Consider the following 24,263-nt stretch of genomic DNA (forward strand, 5'->3'; position numbering starts at 1 on the left):
CCTTTATCCGCGTGGGCGTGTTGTATTCACCGGCCCGTCTTTTGTGATCATGATCGTGCTGAGCAGGTGATCGGTGTTCTTCATCCGGTGGCTCAGAAGTTTCTGTGTCAGGCGCAGCATTTCCCCGGTAAGCTCGGGTTTGGCGGCGACATTTTCCAGCTCTCCTTTGCCTTCTGAATCAAAGAGCATCGGTTCAAACCCATCTGCAAAATGCACCAGTGTGAATCGTTCTTCCCGCAGGATCGCGCAATTGGCATTGCTTTGATTTAACCCATATTCTTTCTGCCAGGGTGTCGGATCAATGGGGTTGCCGAAGTCAAATTCAGAATAGGCAAAGTCACGCCATTCCGGTGTTTCCCCCTGCAACCACGGAACCAGAGAACGCCCATCCATTGATGCAGGGATGTCCGTCCCGATCCAGTCAAGGATCGTTGGTGTGATGTCGCTGGATTCAGTGAAGTGGCTGATTTCACGTGATTTAGTTCCCGGCGCCCGAATGATCAGCGGCGTATGAAACGCCCCTTTAAACGGTGCAAGCTTGCCCCAGGCATGACGATCCCCCAGCAATTCGCCATGGTCTGCGGTGACCACCAGCAACGTATTTTCATACTGCCCGCTGTCCTTCAGCCAGCTGACAACCCGGCCCAGATGGTGGTCCACTTCAGTCGCAAGCCCAAGATAAACGGCCCGCAATGTCTGCACGCTGCCGTCACTGCTATCGAGATCAGGAAAACCCTCTACCGTGCTCGCAATCGTCGCGTAGTTATGCAGCGGTTTCATATAGGGGTGGAAGTTCTTTTCCTCCTCCTGTGACAACCGTTCCGGAAGCGGCAGCGATGCCGGATCATACATATCGTTATAAGGCGCAGGCGCGTTAAAAGGCGGATGCGGGCGGATCCATGTCAGATGGGCGAACCAGGGTTGATCCACCTTGTCTTTCATACCCTCAAGGAACTGATTGGTCAGGTACGCTGTGTCGCTGTCTTCCGCTTTGTATAGCGCAGGGTCATTCGGGCGGGGGGGCTGACCATCTGGTGTATCGACACGGAAGATGTCAAAAAGATCTTCGCCTTCAATGTCATAGCCCTTCGCGCGCAGATCTGCCCGCCAGCCATGGCTTTCTTCAAGACGCATCTCACACACTTCGCGAAACCCGTTCATCGGGTGTTCATAGGTTGTCAGGGCCGGATGGCCTTCGGGGTAGGCGCGCGGGTCCTGTGATGTGTCAGTATAGCCGAACAACATAGGGTCATAGCCTGCCTTCGCCGCTTCGGTCGCAAGGTTCGGTGTGTCATGGGCCAGCGGTGTGCCGTTGCGGATGCTGCGATGGTTCATTGCATAACGCGCGGTCAGCAGGGAAACCCGGGACGGGCCGCAGGGATTGGTGACGGAATAGTTGTTTTTGAACACAACACTTTCTGCCATCAGGGCCTGCAGATTGGGCAGGTTCACGTGATCAGCCAAAGCGCCATGCACACAATCTGCACGCAACTGATCTATCACGATAAACAGCACATTTTTGTGGGGGGTATCGGTGGTGGCCATGCGCGCTCTCTCCCTTTGCGAATGATCCCTGAGAATTGCTAGCGAAGGGGGCGGGGCGGGGCAATCGGAAAGTGACGCGGGGTATCATCAAATCTTTTTGCAAATCATTCTCAACTACATTGACAGTTGAGAATGATTCTCATAAACGGATCTCAACACAGGAGAGATCTATGAACATCACGTCCCGTATTCTGAGTTCCGTTGCCGGTCTTGCCATGATGACAGGTGTGGCCCAGGCAGAAGACCGTTTCAAAGCCGTCACCACCTTCACCGTTCTGGCAGACATGGCGCGCAATGTTGCGGGTGATGTTGCAATTGTCGAAAGCATTACCAAACCAGGTGCCGAAATTCACGGCTATCAGCCGACGCCGCGTGATATACTGCGGGCCCAGGATGCGGACCTGATTTTCTGGAACGGCATGAACCTGGAACTTTGGTTTGAACAGTTCTTCAACAACCTCAGCGATGTGCCTTCTGCGACTCTGACAGAAGGTGTCGTGCCAATGTCGATCACAGAGGGATCCTATGACGGCAAACCAAACCCGCACGCCTGGATGTCCCTGGATAACGCCCACATTTATATCGACAACATTCGCGATGCTTTTGTGGAACATGATCCGGACAATGCGGACGCCTATGTTGCAAATGCAGAGGCCTATAAAGCGCAGCTGACTGCTGAAATTGCCCCTCTGCGTGACGCGGTGCAGCAGGTGCCGGAAAATGAGCGCTGGCTTGTATCCTGCGAGGGTGCGTTTTCTTACCTGATCCGTGATTTCGGTATGAAAGAACTGTACCTCTGGCCGATGAATGCCGATCAGACCGGGACACCACAGCAGGTGCGCAAGGTGATTGATGGTGTGCGTGACAACAACATTCGGGCGGTCTTTTGCGAAAGCACCGTGAACAACGATCCAGCCCGTCAAGTGGCGCGTGAAACCGGGGCAGAATATGGCGGTGTGCTTTATGTGGACAGCCTGACCGAAGCAGACGGCCCTGTGCCAACCTATCTTGATCTGCTGCGTGTGACATCGGAAACCATCGCAACTGGCCTGACCGGAGAGAACTGATGCTTGATCAGACACAAAATGGGATCTGTGCCGATGGTGTGACCGTGACCTATCGCAACGGTCACACGGCGCTGCGCGACGCCAGCTTTGAGATCCCACAGGGCACAATCACTGCGCTTGTGGGCGTCAATGGTGCCGGGAAATCGACCCTGTTTAAGGCGCTTATGGGGTTTGTGCCGGCGGCGAAGGGTGACATTTCGATCCTTGGCATGTCCGTGAAGCAGGCGCTGAAACAAAATATCGTGGCATATGTTCCACAGGCGGAAGAGGTCGACTGGACCTTTCCTGTACTGGTCGAAGATGTAGTCATGATGGGCCGTTATGGGCATATGGGTTTCCTGCGTCGTGCCTCTGCTGCGGATCATCAGGCGGTGACAGATGCCCTGACGCGTGTCGGCATGATTGATTTCCGTCACCGTCAGATTGGTGAACTTTCCGGCGGGCAACGCAAACGTGTTTTCCTGGCACGTGCCCTGGCGCAGGATGGCAAGGTGATCCTGCTGGACGAACCTTTCACCGGTGTGGATGTGCAGACCGAAGATGCGATTATTGATCTGCTGCGGGGGCTGCGGGATGAAGGTCGGGTGATGCTGGTGTCGACCCATAACCTGGGATCCGTGCCAGAGTTCTGCGACCGGACGGTGCTTGTGAAAGGTACGGTTCTGGGTCACGGATTAACGTCTGAGGTCTTCACACAGAAAAACCTGGAATCCGCCTTTGGCGGTGTGCTGCGCCACTTTGTTCTGGGTGGCAAGGATCTGCATGATGATGATGACGCGCGTTCTGTCACAGTGATCACAGATGATGAACGTCCCTTTGTTGTCTACGATGACAAGGCAGGCAACGATGCTTGAAATTCTGCTTGAACCGTTTGGTTACAACTACATGACAAACGCCATGTGGGTGTCGGCCCTGGTCGGGGGTGTCTGCGCCTTTCTGTCAGCCTATCTCATGCTGAAAGGCTGGTCGCTGATCGGCGACGCGCTAAGCCATTCCATCGTGCCGGGTGTCGCGGGCGCTTATATGCTGGGTCTGCCGTTTGCGCTGGGGGCTTTTGCTGCAGGTGGCCTTGCCGCCGGGGCGATGTTGTTTCTGAACCAGCGCACGGGTCTGAAGGAAGATGCGATCATCGGTCTGATCTTCACAAGTTTCTTTGGCCTTGGCTTGTTTATGGTGTCCGTGTCACCGACATCGGTCGATATTCAAACCATTACGCTTGGCAATATCCTTGCGATCACACCGGAAGATACGCTGCAACTGGCGATCATTGGCTTTGTCTCCCTCGCGGTGCTTCTGATGAAATGGAAAGATCTGATGGTTGCGTTTTTTGATGAAAGCCATGCGCGTTCCATCGGGCTGAACCCGGATCGCCTGAAACTGATCTTTTTCACGCTTCTGTCTGCATCGTGCGTGGCGGCACTGCAAACTGTCGGGGCCTTCCTTGTTATCGCCATGGTGGTGACGCCAGGCGCAACTGCTTACCTGCTGACGGACCGCTTCCCACGTTTGCTGATGCTGTCGGTGGCGATTGGTGCAGGCACTAGTTTCTTCGGCGCTTACGCCAGTTATTTCCTTGATGGGGCGACCGGCGGCATCATCATCTGCCTACAAACGCTTCTGTTCCTGCTGGCCTTCACCTTTGCACCGAAGCACGGCTATCTTGCGGCCCGCCGTAAAGCGCGGGAGGCCGTGGCATGATTGAAGAACTGTTTTTGCCGTTTCAGTTCGGCTTTATGGTCAACGCCTTTATCATCGTCGCGATTATTTCTGTGCCTACAGCGCTTTTGTCCTGCTTTCTGGTTTTGAAAGGCTGGTCCCTGATGGGGGATGCGATTTCTCATGCCGTGTTACCGGGCGTTGTGCTTGCTTATGTGATACAGATTCCACTTGTGATCGGGGCATTTGCCGCAGGTATGTTCTGTGCGCTGGCCACCGGGTTTCTGAAAGAAAACAGCCGGGTGAAACAGGATACCGTGATGGGCGTTGTGTTCTCTGGAATGTTTGGGTTTGGTCTGGTGATTTACACCTGGATTGATACCAATGTGCATCTTGATCACATCCTTTTTGGCAACATGCTGGGCGTGGGTGCCGGTGATATCTTGCAGGCAGGTATCATTGCACTGGTTGTGTCCGGTTTGCTGTTGCTGAAATGGCGCGACTTTTTACTGCATGCCTTTGATCCGGCTCAAGCCCAGGCCAGCGGACTGCCCGTGCAATGGTTGCATTACGGAATGCTGGCGATGCTGTCCCTGACAATTGTTGCGACGCTTTCTGCTGTCGGTATTATCCTTGCGATTGGTCTGCTGATAGCCCCAGGTGCGATTGCCTTCCTGATCACGCGCCGCTTTTCCATGATGCTGGTGGTGGCAGTGGGCGTGACGCTGGTTTCCGGCCTTGGCGGAGTTTACCTCAGCTTCTTCCTCGACAGCGCCCCGGCCCCGACAATCATTCTGATCCTGACAGTGATCTTTATTCTTTGTTTCGTGGGAACGCTGCTCCGGCAGAAACAAACAGAGATGCAGCAATAAGCCGCTTGCTGATTGCGGGATGCGGCAGATCTTCGTTTGACATCATGCTGTCGTAAGGGTCTGATAAAGCCATCTGATGCGTCGGGCACTCTGTGCCCGACATAATTATTGCAGGAGGGCTCTATGACCCGGTTTAGCCGAAAATCACTTTTACTTGCTTCGGGGGCGGCGCTTTCTGTGCTGGCAACCGGCGCACAGGCACAGGAACGCGGGGCCTGTGGCCAGCCGCAAATTCTGACACATGCGCAATATCTGATCACCGGCGCAACTGCACCGGCCGTAGATACGGTTGTGGCGATTGCACGTCGTGAACCAGCCTATATTGAACTTGAGGTCGGTCAGCGCACCGGTGTTACCATAGAAACATCCAGCGGGAATGCTGATCCGGTGGTTGTGATCTTTAACGCAAATGGTGATCCGCTTCTTGGGAATGATGATGGGGCAGGCGGGCTGAACTCGCTTCTGAGCATTGAACTTGATCCGGGCAGCTACTGCGCACAGATCAGCACCTATACGTCTGTTCCTGACGGATACGGTACGCCAACCGGTTTTAACGAAAACATCCCGCTTCAGATCCGTACAGGTCTTGAGGCACCGCGGGTCGATACCGCTGGCGGTGGCGGCGCTGCTGCTTCCACTGAATGCTTTGCGATGCCAAACCTCGTGCATCTGGATGACCCGGTTGGGTCTGGTGCAGAAAGCCTGGCTGTGAACGGCACTGTTCCATACGCTTATTCCTTCTCTGTGGAAGAAGGCACGAATATGTCCCTGCTGGCGCGCAGTAATACGCTGGATACCTTCCTGACGCTTGTGGATGTCAACGGCAATCAGATTGCAACGGATGATGATGGCGGTGGCGGCACTGACAGCCATATCGGCATCAACTATGGCCTGCCAGCTGGTGAATATTGTGTGGCCGTGACCGGCTATGATCCCGCGACCTCTGGCCCGGCAGATCTGACGATTTCGGACTATAACGAAAATATCAGCGTTTCTGGTGGCTCCGTCGGGCCGGCAAACCCATGCGGTGATCCGGCGACCACAGTGTCCCTCACTGCAGGTGAACATGTTCAGGGTGTCCTGAGCGGCGAAAGCCAGGATTACACCTTTGACCTGGCTGAACCTATGGCCCTGCGTCTGACTGCGACCAGCAACAGCTTTGATACCTATCTGTGGCTTTACACCGCGGATGGCGTTCTGCTGAATGAAAATGATGATGCCGATGGTCTGGGCACCGGCAGCCGCATTGAAAACCGCGATCAACTGCCTGCCGGGTCTTACTGTGCTTCTGTCACGCCTTTCGGTGGCGACGGGACCGGTGCGTTTAATATGCACCTGATGGAGCTGTCAGAAGAAGCCCTTCTGATGGAAGCCTATAACAACGCCGAAATCCTGCCGCCATCCACGGCTGGCGTTGAAATGACCGATCTGGGTCTGCTGCATCGTAACCTGCGTGCGGATAATGCGGGTGGTGAAACCCAGTGGTATCTGTTCGAAGTCGAAGACGAAAGCTTCGTCGTCGTAGACAGTGCCTCTGTCGGTTCCGTGTCAGAAATCGTGCTGTTTGACTATGAAGGTTCCGGTCAGCGCATTGCGGCAAGCCAGTTGAACTCTGAAAGCCTCAGCACCCGTCTTGTGAAGAAGATCGGGTCCGGTATCTATGCCCTGGCTGTTGTGCCGGATCGGTCAGCCGGTGCGGGTGTGGGCGCGTCTGCCCTGTCGCTGCAACGCTACATTCGTCCACCACGTCAGTAAGGCGAACGTCAGAAACACAAAAACCGGCACTTGGGGGCCGGTTTTTTCTTGCCTTGTTGTGCCTGTAATCAAAAGTCGACAGTTACGCCCGGCAGGTTCAGGCTTTTCATAAGTTCACGCAATTCCTGACGGGCGGCGACGTTTGAAATGTTCATCTGACCTGCCACGCCAATGTCACGCAGATCCAGCAGTGTCAGGCCGCGCGGGAAGAGTTCGCGAAAAATAACCCGGTCACCAAAGCCTTTTACAACCCGGAAGCCGATCCGCTTGGACAGGTTATCCAGGGCTTCGCCCATTTTCTTTTTATTGTGCATCGCCTGGGCCGCCAGACGGTTGCGCACAATCACCCAGTCAATCGGTGCAAGCCCGGCCTGGGCGCGCAGCTGACGGGCGTTCCAGACCATTTCGGAATAAACCGAAGGTCCTTTGATTTCGCTGCTTTCTGAATCAATCTGCGCCAGCAGGTCGAAATCGACAAAAGAGTCATTCAGCGGTGTGATCAGCGTATCGGCCAGAGAATGCGCGACCTGACTTAGCCGGGTGTGGGACCCTGGGCAGTCGATCAGGATGAAGTCGCAGTCTTGTTCAATCGAAGCCACCGCAAGGGACAGGCGACGATCAAAGATGTTTTCGCCGGGCTGTAGTTCTGATTGATCAACCTGGGGTAGTTCGTGATATTCCGGCGAAGGAAGCTGCACACCTGCTTTTTTCATCTGGTGAATGCGGTTCTGGGCAAAGCGACCAAAGCTTTTCTGCCGCAGGTCCAGATCCAGCACACCTACCTTATGGCCCATGCGCACCAGTGCGGTCGCGATATGCATGGATGTGGTGGATTTACCGGAACCACCTTTTTCATTTCCAACGACGATTATATGCGCCACGACTGCCCCCGAAATCCTGTCAGCGTATCTCATTCAACACGCGTTATTGTGAAACGGAATATGGGAAGTCGCGGCGTTTTACAAGTAATCCTGTTATATCGCGCGGGTGATGCCGCCATCGACACGGATGTTCTGGCCTGTGATATACCCGGCACCATCTGAGGCGAGGAACGTGATGGTATCAGCGATCTCATCGGTTGTGCCGTACCGCTCCATCGGGATGCGGGCGCGGAACTCTTCCTTTTCTGGCAGGGAATTAATAAAGCCCGGCAAAACATTGTTCATGCGGATCCCTTTTGCCGCATAGTTATCAGCGAAAAGCTTGGTAAAGGCCGACAGGCCTGCACGCATAACGCCAGACGTCGGGAAGACCGGATCCGGTTCAAATGTCGCAAAAGTTGTAATGTTGATGATGGAACCACCCCCCTGTTTTTCCATGATCGGGGCGACGAGGCGGGCAGGGCGCACGGCCGAAAGGAAGTACACCTCCATTCCTTCGTGCCAGTCTTCGTCACTCAGTGCCAGGATCTCATCGCGTGGTCCGTGCCCTGCGCTGTTTACCAGAACATCAATACGGCCCCATGTTTCCATCGCGGCATCCACCACGGCCTGCACATCTGCGTTGTTCTGATTGGATCCTGTAACGCCGACGCCCCCTAATTCCTTCGCCAGCGCTTCGCCTTTGCCGGAGGATGACAGGATCGCCACCTTATATCCCTCAGCAGCCAATTTGCGCGCGCTCGCGGCCCCCATGCCGGATCCCCCGGCGGTGATGATGGCTGTTTTCACTGTATCTGACATGTCGTGTCCTTTCTGGTTTCCTTCAATATGGCGATGTCTGGTCAATTGGACACGTCATGCTTTCTGCTCTATGCTGTAGAAAAACTATTGGGTAATTATGGCTTTTCTTCCTTCTCTTTCAGCCCTGCGCGCGTTTGAAGCGGCTGCGCGGCATGAAAATTTCCGCAAAACTGCAGAGGAACTACATCTGACACAGGGGGCTGTTGCGCAGCAAATCCGTGGGCTGGAAGCCGATCTGAAGGTTGATCTTTTCAAACGCCTACCGCGTGGTGTTGCACTGACAGCCGCAGGCGAAACCTATGCCGGAAAGATCCGTGCCGGATTACAAGTGCTGCAAGAGGCAACAGATGATCTGAAGCCCGGGGAGAATGTCCCTGAACTGATCTTGAGCACGACGCCATCTTTCGCCAGTTGCTGGCTTTTGCCGCGCCTTGCTGGTTTTCCGGAAAAGGGAAGGATTGATCTGCAGGTCCGGGCGTCGGAAAACGTTGCGGATCTTCTGACCGGCGAGGCTGATCTTGCCATACGACAGGTCCCGCCGCCTTATGCCAGGGGGCTGAAGTCCAGGTTGTTGTGCGCGGGGAAGAACGTGATAGTCGGACGGCCTGATCTGATGTCGGGGATGCGGCAGCCTGCGGATCTGATGTTAGCAGGCTTGTTGCATGACGGGCATGCAGGCTGGTCCGGATATTTCCGGGAAAATGCTGCGGAACTTTCTGGTGATATTGAAAAAGGGATGCGCTTTAATCAGGCAGCTATGTGCATACGGCTGGCCTGCAGTGGCGATGGTGTTGCGCTTGTGCCTGAAGTACTGGTCGAACAGGAAATCAAGGAAGGTGCTTTGGCCGTGTTTTCCGGCCCTGCGCCTGAAAATGGGTCTGATTTTTATCTGGTCTGGTCTGAAAAGCATGGCCGCAGACGGGATGTTTCCCGCGTCTGTGACTGGCTTTTGCATGAAGCAGAAAGCTGATCTGCGACGCGTTTATTTTGTCAGGATCAATTTGCCTGCTTTGGTAATGCGCAGGATGTATGTCTGGTCATCCAGCAGAATGGTTGCACAAGGATTTCCCTGAGTCAGCAGACGTGCGTCATAGACAGATTGTTGCTGCGGAACGGTTGTGCTGGTCCGTGTGTCTGGGTGGGCAATAGCGTTCATTGCGTTTCCTCCGGTAGTTTTGTTCGCGTGATTCCTTTGTGCTGACCATGTTTCGGTCTGCTGAGATAATATCTGATTGTTTTAGTCGGATAAGTCAATAGACTCTTTTAATCAGGTTTTGACCTTGCGGTGATCAAACAAAAACACCCGGCTGCCAGGCAACCGGGTGTTTGATTGGGATTGGATTGCAATCAGAACTCAAGCGAGAACTTCAGGCTGGAACCAAAGCTTTCGTAATCAGACCCGATTCCATCGTAGAAAGCAGATCCGGTCAGGACGCCGCCGGAAGGCAGGTCATAGGTGCCACCGGCGCTGACGCGCGCACGCATGCCTTCATAGTCTGCCGTCGCATTGTTCAGAGAGGAATAGATCCCTTTCAGCCCGCCGTTCAGGGTCAGCGCGCCTGAAGCAACCTCGATGGGTGTGCTGAACTCCATACCGGTGGTGAGCTGCGTCAGCTGAACTTTCTGTTCCGGGATCAGATCTCCGATGGCATTGGTGTAAGTCAGCTGGGTGTCGTCGGTATAGGTCAGGTCCAGCAATGGAACCAGTTTGGTTTCCTCAACCATGAATTCGCCAGACACTTGCAACTGTGCCAGCCAGCGTTCCGATCTATAGTCCTCAGACGGACCACCATAGATTGAAATTTTATTGTCTGTCTTGCCATAAAGCAGCCGGCCTTCGAAAAAGAGCGGCTGACCTGCGGCCTTGGCAACGAAATAGGGGCCTGCGAGCCAGCCTTCGCCAGACGCATTGTTTTCATCCTGTTTTGCGGAATCAAACTGAAGCATCCCACCAATCAGTAGCGTGTCGGAAATCCGGCTGTGGGCGCCGAAGGTTGCCAGCGTATAGGATTGCCCGTCAGACCATGAACCGGACAGCGCGGCCCAGGCGTTGCCGCTTGAGGCGCAACCCGACACAGAACCGCTGCCTTCGCTTGCACTGGCCGCAAAAGAACCGCAGCCCTGATCGCGCTGCAGGTGCGTCAGGCCAACCTGGTTCGAAGCAAGCTCGTTTATGCGGTACGTCATGAAGGCAGAAATGGCTTTCTGCGTGTCCGCAACCCGGGTGCTGCCGACCGTCACAGTGTCAGACGCCGTGTTGTCGTTCCCGGCCACGTCCTGCGCAGCAGCAGCAGGAATGGTAATGGAAACGGTGCCTGTACCTGCCGGTGTGACCTCTACCGTGTAGGATGCCGGGCCGCCGGTCACATTGGTGGCTGTACCGTTGACCACCGTCAGATCAGCCGCAAGATCATCAAACCCGGTGACGTCTTCACTGAACCCAACATCTACGGTGAAAGGTGTTGTGTGGGTGAACTCATCCGGTGCGCCTGTAATCTGCACTGAGGGCGCAATCGTATCGGCTTTGGTGATGGTGACTTCTGTTGAGGCCGTGCTGTCATTAAGCGCAGCATCCTGCGCCGCAGCGGCCGGCACGCTGACAGTGATGTCGCCGTCACCAGCCGGTGTGATTTCAACCGTGTAGATGGCCGGACCGCCGGTGATTGATGTTACGGTGCCATTTGTAATGGTCAGGTCGTTTGTCAGATCATCGAACCCGGTCACATCTTCATCGAATTCCACCTGAAGTGTGAAAAGGGTGGTGTCGATATATTCAGACGGCGCATTGCTGAGCGTAGGAACAGGAGGAATGGTATCTGCAAGGGCGATATCAACGGTGTTTGACGCCTCGCTCAGGTTGCCGGCCAGATCCTCTGCCGCATCCGCAGGGGCGGAAACTGATACGGTTCCTGTACCATCCGGTTCTACTGCAATTGTATAAACGTCGGGGCCACCGGTGATGCCTGTGATTGTCCCGTTGGAAATGGTTACGTCACTCGCAGGATCATCAAATCCCGTCACGTCCTCTGCGAAAGTTGCAGTGATCGTGAAGGCTGATGTGCCGACATATTCGGTGAGTGTGCTGGCAAGCACGACGGTAGGCGGTACCGCATCTTCCGATATAGTCACCGGTGCCGCGGCGCTGCTTGGCGTAAATGTAACGGCGTTATAAGCCATTCCCGAAGGCGCAACGATTGTAACATCGCCATTTCCATCCGGCGTGATGGTCACGGTGAATTCGGTCTGGGGGTTGAAGGGATTCGTCAGAGGGGGCATCTGAAACAACGCGTTGGTCACGTTGAGTGCATTTACATTGAAGAAGACGACCGGGACGCTGAAGCGAACAGTTACATCAAACGGGTTTGTTCCATCCAGAGCTGGCGGCGCATTGATGATCTCTGCGGAAGGGATGTTGGCGTCATAGGTCGCGGTGGCAACATTTGAGGCGAGATTCAAGTTTCCTGATGACGTCTGGGCAACGCCCGCCGGAACAGAAACAGAGATATTTCCGGCCCCTGTTGGTGTGAGTGTCAGCGTATAATCTGATGGTCCACCGATCATTGCATCAACGGTGGCATTGGAAATGGTCAGATCTGCCGGCGTACCAATAGGGTCAAATCCGGTGACGTCCATGTCAAAGTTTACAGTAATGTCGAAAGGGGCCGCATTTACTGCGCCCGGCATCCCGGTGATCTCGGTCAATACAACCTCTGGATCATAGATGACGGTTACCTGAGATGAGGGGGTATTTTGAGCGCCTGCAAAGTCTTCGGCAATACTGGCCGGAACAGACATGACTATATCGCCTGCGCCTGAGGGAACGACTGTCAGCGTGTAAGATGTCTGGCCGCCGGAAACACCGGTAACGGTCGCGTTGGAGATAGTGAAATCACCCGCTTCATTGACCGGATCAAATCCGACTACATCCCGCGAGAAAGTCACATCAACATCGAAGGCTGTTGTACGGTGAACGGTTGATGCGCTGGACGTGATAACCGGTTCTGGTGGGGGGGCATTGACTGGAATAATACTGGTGACTGGTATGGTTCCCGTTGTTCCGGAAATGCCAAATTCATATCGTGAACGTACGCCGCTTGTATCGTTTCCGATAAAAGAAAAACCGATGAAGTCTTGAATAGCCCAGATTTCAGCACCCTGAGCCTCGCTCGGGTAGTAAGTGGTATAGCTGACAGAGGTGTCCGGGCCGCTGATCGCCACCTGGTCAAGATTGCTGAAGCCGCAAGCTTCAATTGTGGATTGGGTTATGGTTGATCCGTAGGCATAATAAGATCGATAACCCTGGCTGCCATAGATGGTGCCAGCAAGGGCGGTACCTTCCGGATAGGCACCGTTCAGGGAAAAGCGAGCACGACCCTGGCTTGTGGAGGCACCATGAGCAATCTGTATGTTAACTGTGCAGGAGCCGAATGGAATATTCCGTGCAAAACTTGCGGTGTTGCCATCAAAGGCAACCGCTGGCGTGCTGGCCATGAACAGCCCAGCTGTCGCGCAGATGGCGCGAAAGAAACTCTTTAACATTACTTACCCCAGTACTCGTTAACAGCTACCTGAATTGCGCAAGGTCCTCCCCAAGGGAAGCGCAATTTTACTAAAACTTACTATATTCCGGAAAATGGCGGTTTTGTGGTGTGAACGTGCAACGCGCGGTGCAATTTAAGGGAGAATATTCCGAAATCCGCAAAGAAAAACCCGGCTGCAGATGCAACCGGGTTTTCAGAAAACTGAATGTGGTTTGGATCAGAAACCCAGACCTTCGTATTTCTTTTTGAACTTGGATACACGACCGCCAGTGTCCATCAGACGTGTGTTGCCACCGGTCCAGGCCGGGTGTGCAGACGGGTCGATGTCCAGCGCCATCTGGTCGCCTTCTTTGCCCCATGTGGAGCGCATTTTCACGATGTCGCCATTTGTCATTTTGACGTCGATGAAGTGATAATCGGGATGGATGTCTTTTTTCATGGTATCCGTCCTTATGCTTTAGGGGCTTTGTAGTTGGTAACTTCCGCGATACGCGCAGATTTACCACGACGTGCGCGGAGATAGTACAGTTTCGCGCGGCGAACACGGCCACGGCGAACAACTGTGATGCTGTCGATGTTAGTGGAGTGCAGTGGGAATACGCGCTCTACACCTTCACCGAAGGAGATTTTGCGAACGGTAAAAGAACCAGCAATGCCGGAACCGTTTTTACGCGCGATGCAAACGCCTTCGTAATTCTGTACACGTGAACGTGTGCCTTCGGTTACTTTGTAACCAACGCGGATGGTGTCACCCGCTTTAAAATCGGGAATGTCATTTCCCAGGGCGGCAATTTGTTCCGCCTCAAGCTGTGCAATCAGGTTCATAGACCTAACTCCTTGATACTCGTGGTTGATCCACGAAGTTGATATCACGCGAGAGCTCCTGGTCTTCCATCGGGTCCGGTCATGCCGCCCGCCGGAGATCGGCGTGGTGTTCATCTGGTCGTCGCTATGCCTCTTTCGCTCTGAAGAAAAAGCGCTATGGCAATAACTGACAGTCCGGACGACTCATAAGAGTGCCGGACAGGCGGTGTATAGGGGAGGGTGCGAAGATGATCAAGTAGAGAGATCAGGGGCGGTCTGCATATGCCCGATAAGCCCCGGTGTCGCGATCCTGAAATAGATAAACCGCGGGATCAGTGGAGATGCCGATTTGATTTAGAGATTCTTCGGGCCAATTCCCGTGCCACTGTCTCAGGGCATGTAGACACGCTGCGATTTTTGATTTGTTATTCTCTTTCAGAAGCGCCTTGCCGTTTACCTCTCCTGTAAAGACCATGGCATCATTACTTGAAAACAACCAATTGGGACCTTGCCAACTCATGTAGCCCGGGGTCCGTTTAGTGATGATGTCAAGGATGCTCTCGGAAAAGCCTGAAGGTGCGTCGCAGGCAGAGTTAAACGTAGCGCCCCACTGTTTTGCCGCGCGGCCGTCGCTGATACACCAGAGACAAACCTCTTCATGTTCTTCCTGGTGATACATGTCACCGACATACAAATGTGGCCGGAATTCTTGGCAGCAGGGGCAGGTCCCGGGTTCAAGCCGCATACAATCATTCGCAAGTGGGGCAGGAAAATAAGTGAAGGTCGGAATATCAGCCATCGGCACCTCTGTCTTTCAGCTTGTCCCACAGATCCGGGCGGCGGGCCTGCGTGATCTTTTCGCTTTGCTCCCGGCGCCATTCGGCAATTTTGCCGTGGTGGCCAGAGGTCAGCATATCGGGGATCTTACGGCCGCGCCATTCCGCTGGGCGGGTGTATTGCGGGTGTTCCAGTAAGCCGTTTGAATGGCTTTCTTCTTCGGTTGATGCTTCGTTGCCAAGAACGCCAGGCAACAGGCGCACGGTGGCATCAATCAGGGCCTGGGCGGGGATTTCACCGCCGGTCAGCACAAAGTCACCCAGGCTGACTTCCTCGATCTCATATTCCTCAAGCACACGTTCATCCACGCCTTCAAAGCGACCACAAAGGATCGTCATGCCTTCGGCCTCTGAATAGCGCTGCGCCATCTCCTGGGTCAGGGGCTTGCCGCGCGGGGACATAAACACAACCGGCCATTTCCCGCGGTTCATCGGGGTGCCCCGGCGGGCATCATCCAGTGCGCGGGAAACGACGTCTGCTCGCAGAACCATACCTGCCCCGCCACCAGATGGCGTGTCATCCACATTGCGGTGTTTGCCTTCACCAAAGCGGCGCAGGTCAATCGTATCGAGGCGCCAGACGCCGTCCTTCAGTGCCTTTCCGGTCAGCGATGCACCAAGCACACCAGGGAAAGCTTCGGGAAACAACGTGACGATTTTCGCGGTCCAGGATCCCTGCAACTGTGGGCGGTCCTGCATCAGTTCGCGTGGTTGCAGGGCGGCAGAGATCGCCAGACGGCCATGGGATTTTTTGTTTTGCTCAGTCATCGGTGTTCTTTTCTACGTCGGGCAGGCTTCTGGCCATAATGGCTTTGCGCTGTACTTTCAGTTCTTCCAGCAATGCATCGCGTGCAGAGCGGAATTCCGATGCATTCAGAGAGCTGCGATTTAGTTCCAGAAGTTGCGCATAAATTTCGGCGGGGCCAGCGGGGTTGCGCCTTGCGGTTTTTCGGATCAGCGGGCGCAGTTCTGCTGGCAGGTTCATCCAGTTCAGAAATGATGTGGCAGGGCCAAATTCTGACGACATGCTGTCTTCAAGCGAGAAGGATGAAATCGGCACATCCGGGAAGAAATGCTGTAGTTCCTGAACGACCCCCTGAAGATCGCTGTCTGGTCGCAATTTTTCTTTCAGGGTTTCTTCATCATCCTGCAGACGTTTGACCGTCAGCGTGTGTTTCCAGATCGACGACATCCAGCTTTCGCTTTCGCGTGTGCCGAAGATCACCTTAATTTCTGCCTGTTCCCCGAAATGATCATGCAGCACATCCAGCACACAGGCCAGCAAAGGCGGCGCTGCAGCATAAGAAAATACATCATTCTTCCCAGGCATTTGCCCCAAAAGGTTTTCTTCACTGATGATAAGCTGATCTGCCGGTTCTGCTTTCAACCCGTCCAGTATTTCATGCAGCTCCCGCGCCAGAGTTTTCAGATGGCCCGCATGTCCATCCCGTGAGAAATCTGTTGCGTGCGTATGGATGTCATTCATCTGCCCCCGCAGCAGCAGACTGCAGTGTTCGCGTAGCAATCCCGCATTTTTCCGCAAGGTGAACTGGGCAGAAGTTGTCCCTGTCTTATGAAAACCGGGATGTAAAAGGATGCGTTTCAAGGAAAGATACCATCAGGCGGGTCAGCAATGATCCGACCGGAGGCAATATCAACGGTGGGTACCGCAGCTTCGGTAAAGGGCAGAAGCGCGGTTTCGCTGCCGCTGGTCAGCACTTCCAGAATATCGGTTGCACCGTGGTTCTGTACGTCCTTGACCGTACCCAGGCGATTGCCGCCGGTGTCGAGAACCTCAAGTCCGATCAGATCAGTATAGTAATATTCGTCATCAGGCAGGGCTGGCAGGCGGGACTGATCTGTCATCAGGCGCACACCGCGCAGGGCATCGGCATCTTCTTTGGTTTCCACGCCGGTCAGCCGGGCCGTAAAGCCGTTTTTGATCGTGCCAGTCAGGGTGATCATGTAAGATTCCCCGGTGTTTTCAGCGACCAGTGGCTGGTAATCTTCAATTGCGATGGGATCGGCACAGAAGCTTTTCAGGCGGACTTCACCGCGCACCCCGTAGGATCCGCCAATCGCAGCAACGCAAATCTGTGTGGGCGTATCGCTCATCTTTTATCTCTCAGTTATCTGCGGCACATCAGACCGCGCTTCCCAGCCTTCGCGTTCAAGTTCCGGCTGCATTGTGTTGGTTTCGGGCCAGCCGACGCATAGCCAGGCGACCAGACGCCAGTTCTCGGATACGTTAAGATCGCGCGTCAGCTGTTCAGGGTCAAGGATTGAAACCCAGCCAACGCCAAGCCCTTCGGCCCGGGCGGCCAGCCAGAATTGCGTGACAGCTGTCACCACCGAATAGCGGCGCATTTCGGGCATTGTGCCGGCACCAAGGCCTGCGCCTTTGTCGGTGTCTTCATCACAGAAAATCGCAAGCTGCACGGGGGCATCCCGCATGCCTGACAGTTTCAGGCCAGCGTAAATCTTTGCTTTCTCACCAGAATACCCGGCAAGCGCCTGTTCATTACATTTCAGAAAGTTTTCTTCAGCCGCTTTACGTGCCTGCGTGTCTTTCACGCGCACAATGCGCCAGGGTTCAGAAAGACCGACAGAAGGCGCAAGGCTGAATGTGGAAAGGAGGCGCATAAGCTGCGCCTCCTCAACTGGATCGGGGCGGAAGTGGCGTACATCACGACGCCACCGCAGCAATTGGTCAAACTCGGTACGGAACTTTTCCGAAAAGCTGTCCATGCTGTTCACCCCGGTTATGCCTGAAGGCGCTGATTATTCGTCAGCGGAAGCAGCAGCTTCAGCAGCCTCAGCGGCTTTTGCAGCTTTCTCTTCAGCGCGTTCCTGGGCTTTCTTGCCTGGAACAGCTTTCTTCGGGTTGCTGCGTTCTTTTTTCTCAACAACGCCAGCAGCTTCGAGGAAACGGGTTACACGATCGGTTGGCTGTGCGCCCTGGTCCATCCAGTGTTTTACACGGTCCAGATCGATTTTCACGCGCTCTTCAGAGTCTTTAGGCAGCAGTGGGTTGTATGTGCCCAGTTTCTCGATGAAACGACCGTCGCGTGGCATACGGGAATCCGCAGCAACAATACGGTAGAAAGGACGTTTTTTAGAGCCGCCACGTGCGAGACGAATTTTCATAGCCATGATGAGTTTCTCCTAGATAAGCTATTGATCAGGGGCGTTAACCCGCTGAGATTTCGATATTATTCCTGATGTTTCTTGTGATGCTGGATCACTTCGCTGATGATGAAGTTCAGGAACTTCTTCGCGAATTCGGGGTCGAGGTTCGCACGTTGTGCAAGGTCCTCAAGTCGTTCAATCTGGCTTGCTTCGCGTGCCGGATCGGACGGGGGTAATTCATGGTTGGCCTTCAGAACGCCGACGGCCTGGGTGTGCTTAAAGCGTTCACCCAGAGTGTAAACAAGGATCGCATCCAGGCGGTCAATGCTTTCACGATGTTCTTTCAGCACCTCTGCGGCGCGGGTCACGGTGTCAGTCATTTTTCGCCTCCGGAGGGGATGCACAAAGCATGCACATCATATGCACATTCTATGCATACATTATGCATATGATTTTGGTTCAGACGGATCATGTCAGCGCCTCCGGCGAGGGATGGCGGTAGACAAGGCAAGGCTCATCGTCGGGCTTTTCAGCCGCATCATCCACGGTGCAACCCAGACGTTCTGCAAGGCGGATGGAACCTGCATTCGCGGGATCAATATAGCTGACAGCAGTGGTCCAGCCGAGGGTGTTATAAGCCCAGGCACGGACAGCTTCCGCGGCCTCGCGGGCGATGCCTGTGCCTTCAATCGCCGGATCATAGATGGACCAGCCGAGCTCTCGCTCCGGCCAGGTGATCGGATGCCAGGGGCCAATGCCGCCAAGCGCCTGATCTTCGCCTTTGCGACACACCATGGACAGACCGTAACCGCGCATCTCCCACATGCCCATAATATGACAGAAAGCGCGCCAGGTCATGTTTTCTTCAGGTGCGCCCGGCATGCGGACAAACTCGGCGCGGTCAGAATGCATGAAGCTGCGGAAGGCTTCAAAATCACGTGGTTCCGGACGGCGCAGCACCAGGCGTTCTGTTTCCAGAACGATACGTGTGCGGGCCGGTTCGGGCGCGTGATATGGGGTGAAATCCGTCATGCGTTACAGCCCCAGCTCATCAGGGGTGGCACCTTCCAGCACGGGGCGGGAAAAGGTGCGGTCATAACGGATGATGCAGCCGGTTTTTGCAGCATGTGCATAGGCGCGCTGACATTCAGCGTCATCCGCCATGCGGAGGCGGTAATCTTCATATGCGGCGAGGGACGGGAAGGAAAACTTCGCCCAGGCCACATCATTGGCCCCCTCATGCGGCAGCCAATAGCCGTGATGCGCGCCGCCCAGCTTGTTCACCAGATGGATCCAGACCTTTGCATAGGTCTCGAATGCATCCAGCTTGGCCGGGTCCAGCTGATATGTCACGGTGCAGGTGATCATTTATTTCTTCTTCCCAAAGCCAGACAGGCCGGGGGGCAATGCGCCGCCGCCAAGACCGGGCAGGCCACCGCCGCCCATGCCGCCAAGACCACCAGGGAGCTTGCCGCCCATTTGCTTGGCTGCGGCTTCCAGCGCTTTCGGATCCATCTGGGATGGGTCCATACCGGCAGGCATGCCACCGCCTTTGCCGAACATGCCGGACATGGCTTGTTTCAGCATGCCACCTTTGCCCATCTTGCCCATCTTCTTCATCATGTCGCCCATCTGGCGTTGCATTTTCAGAAGTTTGTTCAGTTCGGACACTTCAAGCCCCGCACCTTTGGCGATGCGTTTCTTGCGTGATGCCTGCAACAGGGAAGGGTTGGCGCGTTCGCGTTTGGTCATGGATTGAATAAGCGCGATCTGGCGTTTCAGAACTTTGTCATCCATCCCGGCTTTTTCAGCCTGGGCCGCCATTTTCTTCATGCCGGGCATCATGCCCATCAGGCCTTCCATGCCGCCCATCTTGATCATCTGTTCAAGCTGCATCTTCAGGTCGTTCATGTTGAACTGACCCTTCTGGAAGCGCTTCATCATACGTTCGGCTTGTTCGGCCTCGATGGTTTCCTGGGCTTTTTCGACGAGGCTGACGATGTCGCCCATGCCAAGGATACGGCCCGCGATACGTTCGGGGTGGAATTCCTCAATCGCGTCCATCTTTTCGCCGAGACCAACGAATTTGATCGGCTTGCCGGTGACAGCACGCATGGACAGGGCCGCACCGCCACGACCGTCACCATCCATACGGGTGAGGACGACGCCGGAGATGCCGATCTGACCGTCGAATTGTTCTGCGACGTTCACCGCATCCTGACCGGTCAGGCCATCAACCACCAGCATGGTTTCACGCGGGTTGGTGACGTTGCGCACGTCCTCAACCTCTTGCATCAGGGTTTCGTCGATGTGCAGACGACCAGCGGTGTCGAGCATGTAAACATCATAGCCGCCAAGGGTCGCCTGTTGCTTCGCACGCTTGGCGATATCAACGGCAGACTGGCCCTTGACGATAGGCAGGGTGTCCACGCCGACCTGATTACCAAGAACGGCCAGCTGATCCTGCGCCGCCGGACGATAGATATCGAGGGAGGCCATCAGCACGCGCTTGCCGTGCTTTTCTTTCAGGCGCTTGGCAAGTTTCGCGGTGGTCGTGGTTTTACCGGACCCCTGCAGACCGACCATCAGGATCGGAGCGGGGGCGTTGTCAATTTTCAGATCACCCGGGTTCTGATCATCACCGGCCAGGAAATGCACCAGTTCATCGTGAACGATTTTTACGACCTGCTGGCCAGGGGTCACGGATTTGGTGACGTTCTGGCCTGCGGCTTTTTCCTGAACGGCTTTGATAAAATCACGGGCAACGGGCAGGGAAACGTCGGCCTCAAGCAGGGCAACGCGGACTTCGCGCAGGGCGGTGGAAACGTCAGAGTCAGAAAGTGCGCCTTGTTTTGTCAGGCGATCCAGGACGCCGCCAAGGCGATCGGACAGATTCTCAAACATAGACAGCTCCTGTGTCGTTATCCTTTGCCCCGTACCTAAGCACGAAACGGTTCAGTTACAGCAGGAAATGCCCCTGCGAATGCACAAATGCCCCTGCGGGCGAATATCGCTGGCAGGGGGCGATCCCGACAACAGGTCGGGACCGGAAGACTCAGACTTCCGGGTTGTTGGGGAGGATTTAGGGGAAATAGCAGGCAGAGTCAATGCTGCAACGGGACCGCAAAGGGTTTGCGGGGCGGTGTGTTCCGCCCCGCAGGCTTGACTTATGCGGCAAGCGCGCTGATCGCGTCATCCGCAGCCTTTTGGGCGGTTTCCGGATCCGTGTTCATACCGGCGGCAGCGACGACTTCCACCTCGGAAATGCCGTTGAACCCCAGGGCCGTGCGCAGGAGTGGTGTTGCGAAGTCAACCGGTGAGTCAATCGGCACACCACCAGAAGCAATCGCCAGGATCGCGCGTTTGCCGGACAGCAGGGGTTGCGGGCCTTCCTCAGTATATTGGAAAGTGCGACCGGCGCGGGTGATCTGATCAATCCAGGCTTTCAGGGACGCGGGGACGGAGAAGTTATAAATCGGCAGGCCGATGACGATAACATCCGCAGCTTCGACTTCTTCAACAAGGCTGTCGGAAAGGGCCAGCGCTTCTTTTTGGGCATCAGAGCGCACATCAGCCGGTGTAAAGGTCGCGCCGACCCAGGCCTCGTCAACGTGTGGCAGTGTGTCGTTCAGATCGCGGCGGATGACTTCAGCGTCTTCAAAACGGGCAACAATACGGGCGGAAAGATCGCGGGAAACGCTGCCGTCAATGCGGGCGGAAGCGTCAATATGCAGAATGCGGGTCATAGGATTATCCTGTGTTGGGTGTCTGTCCATCACAGAATAATGATGTGTGACATTCAACAAAACGCGGGAAATCACACATGCTGTGTGCAGATTTGTTTAGGGCTCAGCCCCCAGGAGCCAGGTATTGATGATATCGGCGATGTTCTGTGGTTGTTTCCTGATCGCATAAAGGTCAGTCGTCAGAAACACCACGTCCTGATCCTTCATCTCAAGCTGACAACGGAATGTCTCGCTGTGGTTTCGGCCGAAATGAGTGATCTCCAAGGATGCTTTCCGGAACCCGTCCAGATCATAATGTTGGCTCCGCACCCCATAAGAATGCAACCGCCGTATGAAAATGCTGCGGGAGGTCCGGTCAAAGGTGATCCTGGTGTCCCAGACCATTCCCATCAGGATCAGTCCGGGAATAAGCAAGCCGGGAACAATCAGATACCAGCCATATATGATGTCATTTACGGCCAGCCAGGCGCCGACAAAGGTAAAGCAAAGCAGGAACGCAGCGTTGAAAAAGATCAGACCCGCTGGCTTGTGTTGAAGGACCAATTGATCGGGATGATTGCGGGTAACTCTCATGACGGGGGGCTCAGATGAAATTGGGCTGCTGTGTGCAGATGGTTGATGGCTGCTGTTGTTTAGATTTTCCTGAGTGGGATTGCAAAAAATACGCTGACAGGCTTGTGATCTGTGGATTTACGCACATATTGTTGCGGATATGTGAAGAGATAAACACAATCTTAAAACAGGGACGCGCGACATGGACAACTGGGATGAAATCAGAACGGCCTATCAGGTGGCGCGTATTGGCACGGTGTCTGGCGCGGCAGAAGTCCTGGGCGTGCATCACGCCACGGTGATCCGCCATATTGATGCGCTGGAAGAACGCCTGGGCACCAAATTGTTTCAGCGTCACGCGCGGGGCTATACGCCGACGGAGGCCGGTCAGGATCTGATGCAGGTGGCCCAGACCACGGATGATCAGATTACACAGCTTGCAGGCCGGATCCGCGGGCAGGGGGATTCTGTGCAGGGCGACCTGATCGTGACGTCTATTGCAACACTGTCGCCACTGTTGACCCCGATCCTTGTGGATTTCCAGAAAATGCATCCGGATGTGAATATTCAGTTCCTGACGGGCGACCGTCTGTTCCGCTTGGAATATGGTGAGGCCCATGTGGCGATCCGCGCCGGGCAGGATGCGCCTGCGCAGCCGGATAATGTGGTGCAGAAGCTGACAACCCAATGTGTGGCGCTTTACGGGTCAAAGACATACCTGGATGAAGCGGGCATTCCTGAGGGGATTGAGGATCTGCGCAAGCATCGTTTTGTGGCGGGGGATAAGACCTTTAAACGCGCGCCTTTCTATCGCTGGCTGGATGAAACCATTCCTGATGCCAATATTTCATTCCGGGCGTCTGATTTCAACAGCCTGGAAGAGGCGGTGGTTGCGGGCGCAGGCCTTGGCTTTATGTCAGAATGGTACGCCCAGATGCAGCCGGATATGGTGCGCGTGATGGAGCCACGCCCGGAATGGGTCGGGCATCTGTGGCTTGTGACCCATGTGGATCTGCACCGGACCCTGAAGGTGCAGACCTTCCTGAAGTTCCTGAAAGAACGCGCCGCTGAGTGGGGACCGGAGCAGGGCATGGGGTGTCCTGGTGAATAACCTGCCAGATCGGGGCGTCTCATCGTTCCTGAGGGGGCAATTCGTTGCCCCGGCGTGCGGCGGGTCGCGTATATGGTAGGTCAGATGGGGAATGCCGCACGCGGGCATCTTGCGATGTTGCTGTTTTCGGCACTGGTTGCGGGGTCTTTCAGCCTTGGATCGCTGGCGGCGAATGAAATTGCGCCGCTGGCCCTGGTGTTCGCCCGGTTTGTCCTGGCGGCGGCCCTGATCGGGGCGCTGGTCGCGTTCCGTGGCGGAGTGCCGCGTGCCGCACTGGCGGCGTCCTGGCGCTACATCCTGCTGGGCGGTTTGTTTGCGATCTATTTCGTGTTGATGTTTGAGGGGCTGAAGACCGCTCCGCCCGTATCGGCAGCGGCCGTGTTTACCATGGTGCCGATTATGTCCGCTGGCTTTGGCTGGATCCTGCTGCGCCAGGTGATGACGCCCCTGATGGCTGCGTCCTTAAGCATCGGGGCGCTGGGGGCGCTGTGGGTGATCTTTCAGGCAGACCTGGCGGCGCTTGTGGCGTTTCAGATCGGCACGGGCGAGATGATCTATTTCGTCGGCTGTGCCGCGCATGCGCTGTATACCCCGTTGATCCGCAAGCTGAACCGGGGTGAAGATCCGCTGGTGTTTACCCTGGGCACGCTGATGGGTGGGGCGCTGGTCCTGGCGGTGGTGGCGGGGCCTGCGGCCGTGGCGACGGATTGGGTTGCGCTGCCCGGGATTGTCTGGGTGACGATTGCCTATACCACTGTGTTTGCAACGGCCATCACTTTCTATCTTGTGCAATATGCGACCCTGCATCTGCCGTCGTCGAAAGTGATGGCCTACACTTGGCTGACGCCCAGCTGGGTGATCCTCTGGGAAATCGGATTTGGCAATGCAGCGCCGCCTGTGCTGGTGCTTGGGGGGGTTGCGCTGACGGTGGTGGCATTGCTGGGGTTGCTAAAAGAAAACTGATTTG

General features: G+C 55.3%; 27 protein-coding genes. 9 read left to right on the forward strand and 18 right to left on the reverse strand.

Annotation, left to right across the window (positions count from 1 at the left end; translation table 11 throughout):
- Nucleotides 1-3 precede the first annotated feature (3 nt).
- Nucleotides 4-1,545 carry a sulfatase-like hydrolase/transferase gene (locus tag H1D41_RS05200; protein WP_228847893.1) on the reverse strand — a complete coding sequence of 514 codons (1,542 nt, stop codon included), beginning with the start codon at nt 1,543-1,545 and terminating at the stop codon, nt 4-6.
- A gap of 170 nt (nt 1,546-1,715) precedes the next feature.
- On the opposite strand from H1D41_RS05200, the gene H1D41_RS05205 reads away from it, so the two are divergent.
- From H1D41_RS05205 to H1D41_RS05225, 5 genes are all read left to right on the forward strand, one after another.
- Nucleotides 1,716-2,612 (forward strand): metal ABC transporter substrate-binding protein, encoded by an 897-nt coding sequence (locus H1D41_RS05205; RefSeq protein WP_228847894.1) that lies wholly within the window; start codon nt 1,716-1,718, stop codon nt 2,610-2,612.
- Nucleotides 2,612-3,466 (forward strand): manganese/iron ABC transporter ATP-binding protein, encoded by an 855-nt coding sequence (locus tag H1D41_RS05210; RefSeq protein WP_228847895.1) that lies wholly within the window; start codon nt 2,612-2,614, stop codon nt 3,464-3,466. The genes H1D41_RS05205 and H1D41_RS05210 overlap by 1 nt, the downstream gene beginning before the upstream one ends.
- On the forward strand, nt 3,459-4,310 hold the full coding sequence (locus H1D41_RS05215) for a metal ABC transporter permease (RefSeq protein ID WP_228847896.1): 852 nt from the start codon (nt 3,459-3,461) through the stop codon (nt 4,308-4,310). The genes H1D41_RS05210 and H1D41_RS05215 overlap by 8 nt, the downstream gene beginning before the upstream one ends.
- The gene (locus tag H1D41_RS05220; RefSeq protein WP_228847897.1) at nt 4,307-5,140 is read left to right on the forward strand and encodes a metal ABC transporter permease; all 834 of its coding nucleotides are present in this window, start codon (nt 4,307-4,309) and stop codon (nt 5,138-5,140) included. Before H1D41_RS05215 ends, H1D41_RS05220 begins: the two co-directional genes overlap by 4 nt.
- Nucleotides 5,141-5,263: 123 nt before the next feature.
- Entirely contained in the window at nt 5,264-6,895 is a 1,632-nt protein-coding gene (locus tag H1D41_RS05225; RefSeq protein ID WP_228847898.1) for a DVUA0089 family protein, read from the forward strand.
- 68 nt (nt 6,896-6,963) lie between these two features.
- Here the strand turns inward: H1D41_RS05225 and H1D41_RS05230 are convergent, their stop codons facing one another.
- Together H1D41_RS05230 and H1D41_RS05235 are read right to left on the reverse strand one after the other, a co-directional pair.
- On the reverse strand, nt 6,964-7,776 hold the full coding sequence (locus tag H1D41_RS05230) for a division plane positioning ATPase MipZ (RefSeq protein ID WP_228847899.1): 813 nt from the start codon (nt 7,774-7,776) through the stop codon (nt 6,964-6,966).
- A gap of 93 nt (nt 7,777-7,869) precedes the next feature.
- Nucleotides 7,870-8,577: an SDR family oxidoreductase gene (locus tag H1D41_RS05235; protein WP_228847900.1), complete on the reverse strand. Its 708-nt coding sequence runs from the start codon at nt 8,575-8,577 to the stop codon at nt 7,870-7,872.
- Between the two features lie 97 nt (nt 8,578-8,674).
- On the opposite strand from H1D41_RS05235, the gene H1D41_RS05240 reads away from it, so the two are divergent.
- Nucleotides 8,675-9,547 (forward strand): LysR substrate-binding domain-containing protein, encoded by an 873-nt coding sequence (locus H1D41_RS05240; protein ID WP_228847901.1) that lies wholly within the window; start codon nt 8,675-8,677, stop codon nt 9,545-9,547.
- A 12-nt stretch (nt 9,548-9,559) separates the two neighbouring features.
- Here H1D41_RS05240 and hemP read toward each other — a convergent pair whose 3' ends face one another.
- From hemP to H1D41_RS05315, 15 genes are all read right to left on the reverse strand, one after another.
- On the reverse strand, nt 9,560-9,733 hold the full coding sequence (hemP, locus tag H1D41_RS05245; RefSeq protein ID WP_107497224.1) for a hemin uptake protein HemP: 174 nt from the start codon (nt 9,731-9,733) through the stop codon (nt 9,560-9,562).
- A 191-nt stretch (nt 9,734-9,924) separates the two neighbouring features.
- A complete protein-coding gene (locus H1D41_RS05250) occupies nt 9,925-13,068 on the reverse strand; it encodes an Ig-like domain-containing protein (RefSeq protein WP_228847902.1) in 3,144 nt (1,047 codons plus the stop codon).
- 267 nt (nt 13,069-13,335) lie between these two features.
- Nucleotides 13,336-13,557, reverse strand: a complete 222-nt coding sequence (gene rpmE, locus H1D41_RS05255) for a 50S ribosomal protein L31 (protein WP_107497221.1) — start codon at nt 13,555-13,557, stop codon at nt 13,336-13,338.
- A gap of 11 nt (nt 13,558-13,568) precedes the next feature.
- Nucleotides 13,569-13,943 carry a 50S ribosomal protein L19 gene (gene rplS, locus H1D41_RS05260; RefSeq protein WP_107497220.1) on the reverse strand — a complete coding sequence of 125 codons (375 nt, stop codon included), beginning with the start codon at nt 13,941-13,943 and terminating at the stop codon, nt 13,569-13,571.
- A gap of 244 nt (nt 13,944-14,187) precedes the next feature.
- Nucleotides 14,188-14,721, reverse strand: coding sequence for a CbrC family protein (locus H1D41_RS05265; protein ID WP_228847903.1), 534 nt, complete (start codon nt 14,719-14,721; stop codon nt 14,188-14,190).
- Complete coding sequence (trmD, locus tag H1D41_RS05270) at nt 14,714-15,526, reverse strand: tRNA (guanosine(37)-N1)-methyltransferase TrmD (RefSeq protein ID WP_228847904.1); 813 nt, start codon at nt 15,524-15,526, stop codon at nt 14,714-14,716. Before trmD ends, H1D41_RS05265 begins: the two co-directional genes overlap by 8 nt.
- Nucleotides 15,519-16,244, reverse strand: coding sequence for a hypothetical protein (locus H1D41_RS05275; RefSeq protein ID WP_228847905.1), 726 nt, complete (start codon nt 16,242-16,244; stop codon nt 15,519-15,521). Before H1D41_RS05275 ends, trmD begins: the two co-directional genes overlap by 8 nt.
- 116 nt (nt 16,245-16,360) lie before the next feature.
- Complete coding sequence (gene rimM, locus H1D41_RS05280; protein ID WP_228847906.1) at nt 16,361-16,873, reverse strand: ribosome maturation factor RimM; 513 nt, start codon at nt 16,871-16,873, stop codon at nt 16,361-16,363.
- 3 nt (nt 16,874-16,876) lie between these two features.
- A complete protein-coding gene (gene bluB, locus H1D41_RS05285; protein ID WP_228847907.1) occupies nt 16,877-17,506 on the reverse strand; it encodes a 5,6-dimethylbenzimidazole synthase in 630 nt (209 codons plus the stop codon).
- Nucleotides 17,507-17,539: 33 nt separating this feature from the next.
- Nucleotides 17,540-17,911: a 30S ribosomal protein S16 gene (gene rpsP, locus H1D41_RS05290; protein WP_228847908.1), complete on the reverse strand. Its 372-nt coding sequence runs from the start codon at nt 17,909-17,911 to the stop codon at nt 17,540-17,542.
- A 59-nt stretch (nt 17,912-17,970) separates the two neighbouring features.
- Nucleotides 17,971-18,267: a chorismate mutase gene (locus H1D41_RS05295; protein WP_107497214.1), complete on the reverse strand. Its 297-nt coding sequence runs from the start codon at nt 18,265-18,267 to the stop codon at nt 17,971-17,973.
- A gap of 88 nt (nt 18,268-18,355) precedes the next feature.
- Nucleotides 18,356-18,919: a GNAT family N-acetyltransferase gene (locus tag H1D41_RS05300; protein ID WP_228847909.1), complete on the reverse strand. Its 564-nt coding sequence runs from the start codon at nt 18,917-18,919 to the stop codon at nt 18,356-18,358.
- A gap of 3 nt (nt 18,920-18,922) precedes the next feature.
- Nucleotides 18,923-19,255: an NIPSNAP family protein gene (locus H1D41_RS05305; RefSeq protein WP_228847910.1), complete on the reverse strand. Its 333-nt coding sequence runs from the start codon at nt 19,253-19,255 to the stop codon at nt 18,923-18,925.
- The gene (gene ffh, locus H1D41_RS05310; protein WP_228847911.1) at nt 19,256-20,791 is read right to left on the reverse strand and encodes a signal recognition particle protein; all 1,536 of its coding nucleotides are present in this window, start codon (nt 20,789-20,791) and stop codon (nt 19,256-19,258) included. It lies immediately after the preceding gene.
- A 263-nt stretch (nt 20,792-21,054) separates the two neighbouring features.
- The gene (locus tag H1D41_RS05315; RefSeq protein ID WP_228847912.1) at nt 21,055-21,633 is read right to left on the reverse strand and encodes an FMN-dependent NADH-azoreductase; all 579 of its coding nucleotides are present in this window, start codon (nt 21,631-21,633) and stop codon (nt 21,055-21,057) included.
- 42 nt (nt 21,634-21,675) lie between these two features.
- Here H1D41_RS05315 and H1D41_RS05320 point away from each other — a divergent pair, with 42 nt between their 5' ends.
- From H1D41_RS05320 to H1D41_RS05330, 3 genes are all read left to right on the forward strand, one after another.
- Nucleotides 21,676-22,224 carry a hypothetical protein gene (locus tag H1D41_RS05320; protein ID WP_228847913.1) on the forward strand — a complete coding sequence of 183 codons (549 nt, stop codon included), beginning with the start codon at nt 21,676-21,678 and terminating at the stop codon, nt 22,222-22,224.
- 163 nt (nt 22,225-22,387) lie between these two features.
- Nucleotides 22,388-23,296, forward strand: coding sequence for a LysR family transcriptional regulator (locus H1D41_RS05325; RefSeq protein ID WP_107497207.1), 909 nt, complete (start codon nt 22,388-22,390; stop codon nt 23,294-23,296).
- 84 nt (nt 23,297-23,380) lie between these two features.
- Nucleotides 23,381-24,259, forward strand: coding sequence for a DMT family transporter (locus tag H1D41_RS05330; RefSeq protein WP_394355389.1), 879 nt, complete (start codon nt 23,381-23,383; stop codon nt 24,257-24,259).
- Nucleotides 24,260-24,263: the final 4 nt, after the last annotated feature.

Source organism: Halocynthiibacter styelae, from assembly GCF_016123485.1.
GTDB lineage: Bacteria > Pseudomonadota > Alphaproteobacteria > Rhodobacterales > Rhodobacteraceae > Halocynthiibacter > Halocynthiibacter styelae.

Excerpts from the sequence above, each read along its gene's own strand:
- rpmE (WP_107497221.1), bottom strand. The coding sequence starts at position 13,557 with ATGAAAAAAGACATCCATCCCGATTATCACTTCATCGACGTCAAAATG.
- H1D41_RS05320 (WP_228847913.1), top strand. The coding sequence starts at position 21,676 with ATGTGTGACATTCAACAAAACGCGGGAAATCACACATGCTGTGTGCAG.
- ffh (WP_228847911.1), bottom strand. The coding sequence starts at position 20,791 with ATGTTTGAGAATCTGTCCGATCGCCTTGGCGGCGTCCTGGATCGCCTG.
- H1D41_RS05210 (WP_228847895.1), top strand. The coding sequence starts at position 2,612 with ATGCTTGATCAGACACAAAATGGGATCTGTGCCGATGGTGTGACCGTG.
- H1D41_RS05220 (WP_228847897.1), top strand. The coding sequence starts at position 4,307 with ATGATTGAAGAACTGTTTTTGCCGTTTCAGTTCGGCTTTATGGTCAAC.
- rplS (WP_107497220.1), bottom strand. The coding sequence starts at position 13,943 with ATGAACCTGATTGCACAGCTTGAGGCGGAACAAATTGCCGCCCTGGGA.
- H1D41_RS05330 (WP_394355389.1), top strand. The coding sequence starts at position 23,381 with ATGGGGAATGCCGCACGCGGGCATCTTGCGATGTTGCTGTTTTCGGCA.
- H1D41_RS05265 (WP_228847903.1), bottom strand. The coding sequence starts at position 14,721 with ATGGCTGATATTCCGACCTTCACTTATTTTCCTGCCCCACTTGCGAAT.
- H1D41_RS05215 (WP_228847896.1), top strand. The coding sequence starts at position 3,459 with ATGCTTGAAATTCTGCTTGAACCGTTTGGTTACAACTACATGACAAAC.
- H1D41_RS05205 (WP_228847894.1), top strand. The coding sequence starts at position 1,716 with ATGAACATCACGTCCCGTATTCTGAGTTCCGTTGCCGGTCTTGCCATG.
- bluB (WP_228847907.1), bottom strand. The coding sequence starts at position 17,506 with ATGGACAGCTTTTCGGAAAAGTTCCGTACCGAGTTTGACCAATTGCTG.
- H1D41_RS05325 (WP_107497207.1), top strand. The coding sequence starts at position 22,388 with ATGGACAACTGGGATGAAATCAGAACGGCCTATCAGGTGGCGCGTATT.
- H1D41_RS05235 (WP_228847900.1), bottom strand. The coding sequence starts at position 8,577 with ATGTCAGATACAGTGAAAACAGCCATCATCACCGCCGGGGGATCCGGC.
- H1D41_RS05275 (WP_228847905.1), bottom strand. The coding sequence starts at position 16,244 with ATGAATGACATCCATACGCACGCAACAGATTTCTCACGGGATGGACAT.
- H1D41_RS05305 (WP_228847910.1), bottom strand. The coding sequence starts at position 19,255 with ATGATCACCTGCACCGTGACATATCAGCTGGACCCGGCCAAGCTGGAT.
- H1D41_RS05250 (WP_228847902.1), bottom strand. The coding sequence starts at position 13,068 with ATGGCCAGCACGCCAGCGGTTGCCTTTGATGGCAACACCGCAAGTTTT.
- H1D41_RS05225 (WP_228847898.1), top strand. The coding sequence starts at position 5,264 with ATGACCCGGTTTAGCCGAAAATCACTTTTACTTGCTTCGGGGGCGGCG.
- rpsP (WP_228847908.1), bottom strand. The coding sequence starts at position 17,911 with ATGGCTATGAAAATTCGTCTCGCACGTGGCGGCTCTAAAAAACGTCCT.
- hemP (WP_107497224.1), bottom strand. The coding sequence starts at position 9,733 with ATGAACGCTATTGCCCACCCAGACACACGGACCAGCACAACCGTTCCG.
- H1D41_RS05295 (WP_107497214.1), bottom strand. The coding sequence starts at position 18,267 with ATGACTGACACCGTGACCCGCGCCGCAGAGGTGCTGAAAGAACATCGT.
- H1D41_RS05240 (WP_228847901.1), top strand. The coding sequence starts at position 8,675 with ATGGCTTTTCTTCCTTCTCTTTCAGCCCTGCGCGCGTTTGAAGCGGCT.
- rimM (WP_228847906.1), bottom strand. The coding sequence starts at position 16,873 with ATGAGCGATACGCCCACACAGATTTGCGTTGCTGCGATTGGCGGATCC.
- H1D41_RS05300 (WP_228847909.1), bottom strand. The coding sequence starts at position 18,919 with ATGACGGATTTCACCCCATATCACGCGCCCGAACCGGCCCGCACACGT.
- H1D41_RS05315 (WP_228847912.1), bottom strand. The coding sequence starts at position 21,633 with ATGACCCGCATTCTGCATATTGACGCTTCCGCCCGCATTGACGGCAGC.
- H1D41_RS05200 (WP_228847893.1), bottom strand. The coding sequence starts at position 1,545 with ATGGCCACCACCGATACCCCCCACAAAAATGTGCTGTTTATCGTGATA.
- trmD (WP_228847904.1), bottom strand. The coding sequence starts at position 15,526 with ATGACTGAGCAAAACAAAAAATCCCATGGCCGTCTGGCGATCTCTGCC.